This is a genomic window from Marinovum sp. (assembly GCF_034669705.1).
In the GTDB taxonomy this organism is placed as follows: domain Bacteria; phylum Pseudomonadota; class Alphaproteobacteria; order Rhodobacterales; family Rhodobacteraceae; genus Marinovum.
The window spans coordinates 1-7,087 of sequence record NZ_JAXMOR010000061.1; the positions used below are offsets into that span (position 1 = coordinate 1).

The 7,087-nt window shown below is 67.4% G+C and carries 6 protein-coding genes; 3 read left to right on the forward strand and 3 right to left on the reverse strand.

Going from position 1 to position 7,087, the window contains the following annotated elements:
• Window positions 1–167: 167 nt before the first annotated feature.
• Both VOI27_RS23010 and mutY read right to left on the reverse strand, forming a co-directional pair.
• On the reverse strand, window positions 168–1,295 hold the full coding sequence (locus tag VOI27_RS23010) for an alkane 1-monooxygenase (protein WP_323768993.1): 1,128 nt from the start codon (window positions 1,293–1,295) through the stop codon (window positions 168–170).
• Between the two features lie 556 nt (window positions 1,296–1,851).
• A complete protein-coding gene (mutY, locus tag VOI27_RS23015) occupies window positions 1,852–2,892 on the reverse strand; it encodes an A/G-specific adenine glycosylase (protein WP_323768995.1) in 1,041 nt (346 codons plus the stop codon).
• 345 nt (window positions 2,893–3,237) lie between these two features.
• Between mutY and VOI27_RS23020 the strand changes: the two genes are divergently transcribed.
• The 3 genes from VOI27_RS23020 to VOI27_RS23030 are packed head-to-tail and all read left to right on the forward strand — an operon-like array spanning window position 3,238 to window position 5,551.
• A complete protein-coding gene (locus VOI27_RS23020) occupies window positions 3,238–3,747 on the forward strand; it encodes a DUF721 domain-containing protein (RefSeq protein WP_323768997.1) in 510 nt (169 codons plus the stop codon).
• A 23-nt stretch (window positions 3,748–3,770) separates the two neighbouring features.
• Complete coding sequence (locus tag VOI27_RS23025; RefSeq protein ID WP_323768999.1) at window positions 3,771–4,448, forward strand: DsbA family protein; 678 nt, start codon at window positions 3,771–3,773, stop codon at window positions 4,446–4,448.
• Complete coding sequence (locus VOI27_RS23030) at window positions 4,445–5,551, forward strand: CaiB/BaiF CoA-transferase family protein (RefSeq protein WP_323769001.1); 1,107 nt, start codon at window positions 4,445–4,447, stop codon at window positions 5,549–5,551. The genes VOI27_RS23025 and VOI27_RS23030 overlap by 4 nt, the downstream gene beginning before the upstream one ends.
• On the opposite strand, the gene VOI27_RS23035 is transcribed toward VOI27_RS23030, so the two are convergent.
• Window positions 5,548–6,450, reverse strand: a complete 903-nt coding sequence (locus VOI27_RS23035; protein WP_323769003.1) for a DUF2189 domain-containing protein — start codon at window positions 6,448–6,450, stop codon at window positions 5,548–5,550. The two genes, VOI27_RS23030 and VOI27_RS23035, sit on opposite strands and share 4 nt — an antisense overlap.
• Window positions 6,451–7,087 lie beyond the last annotated feature (637 nt).

The window sequence follows — 7,087 nt, forward strand, 5'->3', positions numbered from 1 at the left end:
GACCGCGAAACAGGCCATCATCGCGGTCGCCCGCAAGCTGCTGACGATCCTCAACGCGATGCTGCGAACGGGCAAACCCTTCGACCCGAAAACCGTCTGACACGCGGTGACCGATTACGGTTGCCGGATCAGGTCCGGAACGGGATTGCGTGCCGGTTTGATGGCGGTCACCGGGGCGGCGGGGTCTGTGCCTTGTTGTAGGGGCGCCAGTCGTCGATCTCGGGGTAGAACTGCTTGCGCCAGGCGCGCACCCGCGGGTTCATCACCCGGCGCCAGAGCGGCGGGATCAGCGCTGCCACCGTCATCACCGGGTAGCCGTAAGGCAGCTGCGGCGCCTCGTCCTCGCCGTAGGTTTGTAGCAGCGGAAAGCGGCGGTCGGGCTTGTAGTGGTGGTCGGAATGGCGCTGCAGGTTGATCAGCAGCCAGTTCGAGGCGCGATGCGCCGCGTTCCAGCTGTGGCGCGGCTGGACGTGTTCGTAGCGGCCCCCGCCCAGATGCTTGCGGGTGAGGCCGTAGTGTTCGACGTAGTTGACCAGCTCGAGCTGCCAGATCGCGGTGAGGGCCTGCAACAGGAAGAGGCCGAGGCCGGCCCAGCCGGAGAACGCCGCGGCAAGGGCCAGCATCAGCGCCTGCAGCGCCCAGTAGCGCCAGAACGGGTTGGCGCGGGCGTGCCAGGGTTTGCCCTTCCGGGCGAGCATGGCGGCTTCGGCCTTGAAGGAGGACACCAGCGACTGGCGCAGGACACGCGGGAAGAAGCGGTGGAAGTTCTCGTTGTAGCGCGCGGTCACCGGGTCGCGCGGCGTGCCGACGTAGCGGTGATGCACCAGCAGGTGCTCGGACCGGAAGTGTGAATAGAGCACCATCGCCAGCAGGAGGTCGCCAAGCCAGCGCTCGAGCCGGTTGCGCTGGTGCATCAGCTCGTGGCTGTAGTTGATGCCGATCGTGCCGGTGAGCACGCCGGTGCCGAACATCAGCGCGATGGCCTCCCAGGTGGCGAGGTGGTCGGCGCGCGGCACGTACCAGATCATCGCGAAGAGGGTGAGGAATTGCGCCGGCCCCCAGAGCGCGGTGAGGCGCTTGTACCAGGTGAGGTGGGTCTCTGGCGTGGCCGGATCGGCGTTCGACAGGTCGAGGCCGGTGAGCGCGTCGAGGGCGGAGAACAGGTACCAGGTGCAGAGCGGCAACAGGAAGATGGTCCAGCCGCCATAGGTCGCGCCGATCCAGGCCAGCGGGAGCAGCAGGAAAGAGGCCCAGAAGGGAAGGGCGCTTTGCAGCGCGGTGGGGGTTTGGGTCATCTGGGTCCGGGCGGCCTGTTCGGGGGCAAGGTGCCATTGTGTTGCGCTGCCATTCCAGGCGAGTATTGCGCCGGGGGGGCGGAGGATCAAGAATTCCGTGATGTCATGTTCACGGCTGAAGGGGCGCGGGCGGCGTGTGTCTCGGCCCTTGGGTGACGTTGGACCCTACGCATTAAGAGGAGGACCGCGGCAGCGGCCGGCCTTTGGTGCAGCACCAGCGAGGATCATGTCAGGTCGGTGTGGGCGTGCCCGTGCCGGACTTGTCACGGGACCTCCTGGCGGGTTGTGAGGAAGAGGCCCCGGACCGGGTCCGGGGCGCGGGGGGCTGCGCGCGATGTCGGGGCGCGTTCCTGCCCTGAGTGAGATCGGAGGTTCTGCGCACCGCCGGTGGCATAACGTCGGGGACAAGAACGTCAATACCGCTAGGGGACAAGACCCTGCCGAGACAAGCGCCGCTGTTCCCGACCCGATCCGGGACCTCCTGGCAGGCCCGGCGGAAAGTCACCTGACCGGGTCCGGGGCGCGTCGGTGCATATCGGCGGTGTCCGGGCGTGCCTCAGCCCCGGGTCAGGTCGAAGGCCTTGCGCATCACCGTGGGCAGATCACCGGGGCGGAAGTCCTCGACGAAATCGCCGCGCGCCGGTGCGCGGTCCATCGGCACCAGCGCGGTCTTGACCGTCAGGCGCAGGTGGAAATGGGTGAAGGTGTGGCGCGCCTCGGTGTTGAGCGCCTTCCACTCGGCGCGGATCGGCGGCGCCTCGCCCGGCGCCTCGCCCCAGTCCGACCCGGGCCAGCCCAGCATACCGCCCAGAAGCCCGCTGTCGGGGCGGCGCTCCAGCAGGTAGGCGCCGTCGACCCGGCGGGCGATATAGGCGATGCCGTGGCGGGTGGGTTTGGGCTTCTTCGGGGTCTTCTTCGGCAGTTCGGCAGCGCTGCCCGCCAGCCGCCCGGCGCAGTCGTCGCGCCAGGGGCAGAGGCCGCAGGCCGGGTTGCGCGGGGTGCAGGTCGTGGCGCCGAGATCCATGATCGCCTGGGCATAGTCGCCGGGGCGCACCTGCGGCGTGAGGGTCTGCGCCAGGGCGGTGAGCTCGGGCTTGGCCCCGGGCAGCGGCGTGTGGACGTCGTGCAGCCGGGCGATGACGCGCTCGACATTGCCGTCGACCACTGTTTCCGGCAGGTCGAAGGCGATGGCGGCGACGGCAGCGGCGGTATAGGGCCCGACCCCGGGCAGGGTGAGCAGCGCGGCGTGATCGGCCGGGAACTGCCCGTCATGCTCGGCCACCACGGCACGGGCGCATTTCAGCAGGTTGCGGGCCCGGGCGTAGTAGCCGAGCCCGGCCCATTCGGCCATGACATCCGCGTCTTCGGCCGCCGCCAGATCGGCGACGGTGGGCCAACGGGTGGTGAACCGGGTGAAATAGTCGCGCACGGCGGCGACGGTGGTCTGTTGCAGCATCACCTCCGAGAGCCAGATGCGATAGGGGTCGGGCAGGACCCCGGCCTTCCGCGCTGAAGGGGCCACCCGCCAGGGCATGGTGCGGGCATGGCGGTCGTACCAGCCGAGCAGGTCGGTTGAGAGGGTTTCGGGGCTATGCATCAGCGGCCCCTGCGGCTTTATGTTTGCACCACGCTGGCGTTCCGCCCGGCACGCAAGCGCCCTGCGCGACCTCCCCGTCGCCCCAAAGGTCCGCCATTAGAAATCGGCACGCCTGCGGCGTGACGGGAGGGCAGACCCCGACATCTGCCTCGCGCACTTTCGATTGCGGGTCTTTCAGCCGAACGCGCGTCATGCCTGCTGGGCCCTTCCGAGGTCGGACAGGGCGCTTGGGCGCCTTGAGGGGGTCGGTATTCACGAAGATCTCAGAAGCCTGTGCATATGTCGGGTTTTGCTGGCGCGGGGCGCGCGGGTCACTAGAATAGCCCCCGAGAGAAGGAGTCAATCGTGCCGCAGCGAAGAGCGACGACAAGGGGCTTTGCCCGCACATCCAAGCTTCTGAGCCAGCGTATCCAGCGGGGCAGTGAAAGCCGGGGCTTTGCCGAGACCCGGCTGCTCACCCATTGGCCCGAGGTCGCCGGGGCGGATATCGCCAAGATCGCCCGGCCGGTGAATGTCTCCTTTGGCCGCGGCGGCCTCGGCGCGACGCTGACCCTGCTGACCACCGGGGCCAATGCGCCGATGCTCGAGATGCAGAAGGACCAGCTGCGCGAGCGGGTCAACGCGGTCTATGGCTACAATGCCATTGCCCGGATCAAGATCACCCAGACCGCGCCGACCGGCTTTGCCGAGGGACAGGCGCAGTTCAGCTATCACGACGCGCCCGCCGCGCCGCCGCCGACCGATCCGAAAATCGCCGCAGACGCGCAGGCTTATGCCGAAAATGTGACCGATGACGGCCTCAGGGGGGCGCTTGAAGCTCTCGCCCGGAACGTTCTATCCAAGGCGAAGACATGACTGACCCCGAGAGGAAACAAGATATGACGCGTTTGATCCCTGCCGCCTTGCTGGCCTTGGTGCTTCTGGCCGGCGGCGGCTGGTGGCTGCTCAATCAGGGCGCCGACAGCACCGCGATCCCCGCCGGCGCGCTCGACGCGCAGGAATCCTCTGACGCGGAGGTCGACACCTCGTCGATCGTCGAGATGGTGCAGGGTGCCGAGGATGCGCCGGTGACGGTGATCGAATATGCCAGCTACACCTGCCCGCATTGCGCCAATTTCCACGAGAACCAGTACAAGGACCTGAAGGCCGATTACATCGACACCGGCAAGATCAAGTTCGTCTACCGCGAGGTCTATTTCGACCGCTACGGCCTCTGGGCCTCGATGATCGCGCGCTGCGGCGGGCAGGAGCGGTTCTTTGGCATCACCGATCTGATCTACAAGGGCCAGAGCGACTGGGTGGCCTCTGGCGATCCCGCCACCATCGTCGGCGAACTGCGCAAGATCGGCCGCCTCGCCGGGCTGACCGAGGAGACGCTGGAAAGCTGCCTGCAGGATGGCGACAAGGCCCGCACCCTGGTGGCCTGGTTCGAAGAGAACGCCAAGGCGGATGACATCAAGAGCACCCCGTCGTTCGTGATCGACGGCGAGCTCTATACCAACATGTCCTATTCCGAGTTCAAGGCGATCCTCGACGAGAAGCTGGGCGACGCATGAGCCCACTCGCCGGGCTCAGGGTGATCGAGCTTGCGCGCATCCTGGCCGGTCCCTGGGCCGGTCAGACCCTCGCCGATCTCGGCGCCGAGGTGATCAAGCTGGAAAGCCCCGAGGGCGACGACACCCGTCGCTGGGGCCCGCCCTTCATCGAGCGCGAGGGCGACCGCTCGGCCGCCTATTTCCACGCCTGCAACCGTGGCAAGACCAGCGAGATCGTCGATTTCCGCACCCCTGAGGGCCAGGCCCGGGTGCGTGAGCTGGTGGCCGACGCCGATATCGTCATCGAGAACTTCAAGGTCGGCGGGTTGCAGAAATACGGGCTGGATTACGACAGCCTGAAAGCGGAAAACCCGGCGCTGATCTATTGCTCGATCACCGGCTTCGGCCAGGATGGGCCCTATGCCCATCGCGCCGGCTATGACTACATCATCCAGGGCATGTCCGGGCTGATGTCGATCACCGGAGAGAAAGGCGGCCAGCCGCAGAAGACCGGGGTGGCGATCGCCGATATCTTCACCGGGGTCTATGCGTCGACCGCCATTCTCGCGGCGCTGCACCAGCGCGACCGCACCGGCGCGGGCCAGTGGATCGACATGAGCCTGCTCGATTGCGCCGTGGCGGTGACCGCCAACCAGGCGATGAACTATCTCAGCACCGGCACCGCGCCGGGGCTGATGGGCAATGCCCATGTGAACCTCGCGCCCTACCAGGTGTTCGACTGTGCCGATGGCTATCTGATCATCGCGGTGGGCAATGATGCGCAGTTCCGCCGGCTGTGCGACCTGCTGGCGCTGCCGGAACTGGGCCTTGATCCGCGGTTTGCCAGCAATGCCGACCGGCTGGCCCATCGCGCGGTGCTGACCGACGTGCTGGGCGCGGCGATGGCAGGCTGGAGCAAGGCCGATTTGCTGGCCGCCTGCGAGGCGCAGGGCGTGCCCGCCGGGCCGATCAACGACATGGCGGAGGTCATGGCCGACCCGCAGGTGCAGGCGCGCGGGTTGCAGATCGAGGCGGAGGGCGTGCCCGGTGTGCGGTCGCCCTTCCGCTTCTCCGGCGCGGAGCTTGCGCTGGGCAAGGGCGCGCCGAAGCTGGGCGAGAGCTAGGCGTCGAGAACCTCGGCGACCGGTCGCTTCGCCGCCGGTTCAGGCGGTGCCACTGCCCGGCGATAGAGGTGCCATGTGGCGTGGCCGAGGATCGGCAGCACGAAGATCAGCCCGACGAAGAGCGTGACAAAGCCCAGCGCCAGCAGTGCCGCGACGATCATCCCCCAGACCGCGACGGTGACCGGGTTGCGCCAGGCAACCTCGACCGAGGTGGCGACTGCCAGCGGCAGGCCGATCCGCCTGTCAACCAGCATCGGGAAGGAGATCAGCGCCGTGACCAGCACCAGCACCGCAAAGACAAAGCCCAGCGCCACTCCGGCGCCCAGCATCTGCAGCCCGGCCGATGTGGTGAAGATATCGCTGATGAAGGCGCTGGCCGAGACCGGCGCGGCCGGACCTAGGGTGACGTTGTAGATCACCAGGGCGGTCATCATCCAGCCGATGAAGAGCACCATGAGATAGCCGCCGAGCACCACCATCGGGGCTGCGGCGGGCGAGAAGGCGATGTTGAACCCGTCGCGCCAGTGCACCGGCAGACCGGCCTCGCGTCGCCGGCTCATCTCGTAGAGGCCGACGCCGGCGACCGGGCCGAGCAGGGCAAAGCCCGAGACCAGCGGAAACAGCAGCGGCAGCAGGCTCTCGGTGGCGGCGAACCAAGCCAGCACGAAGCCCATCACCGGATAGACCAGCACGATCCACATCACGTCGGTGCGCATGGCGAGGAAGTCGTCATAGCCGCGCGCCAGGGCGGTGCGCAGGTCCTTGAGGCCGATGTCACGGATCACGATGGCGGTGTCTTCGTGAGGATGCAGTTCCTCGACGATTTCGCCGGTGGAGGTGAGGCCCTTGCCCAGCGCCTGCGCCGACCAGGAGAGGGGGTTGCCGATTGTCTGGGTCATGAGGTCGTCCTTCCGCCAGTTGGGAACAGCAGGTTTCGGACAAGGTGGTTTCGGTGTCCGAAACACTGGGAGCATTGGGGGAGTGTAACAGTTTTGTGGCGGTTTGTCCGGTGTTTCGGATGGGGTCACAAAGGTTTGCGTGGGCCGGCGGGCAGGGCCTTTGGCTTTGCGCCTGAGGCGGATGTGGAGGTGCCGGGTCAGGCCCGGGACATGGGGGAAGGCCCGGAACAAGGCCGGAGGCCGCCGGTCTCTCGGCGCTTGCAGGACAAACGCCTGCCGACAGCATTTTGCATGCCAAGTGCGAGAGGCCATCGGCTGCCCGCCCCCCGGGCTGCCGCTTTGGCTACCTCAGGCGCATTCAGGAGATGTTGTACGGGCTTTGCCAAGATAAAGTGGCAGACAGGACCGTCGCAGCGGCATCCCGCGGGCCGCCGCTGGCCCGGCTCTCGCAGGCGTCTGATGTGGGTGGCTAGGGGTGAGGCGCCAAGACGCCCGCCCCGGACCTTTTCCGGGGCCTCGCGCTCGGGGCAGGCGGTGAGGTCCCTGTCTAACCAGTTTTCTGTATAATGGAGGTGCGGACGGCATCCCGTGAGGTCCCTGGGCAAGAGCCCGTGTGCCGGATTGGGAGCCGTCCGCA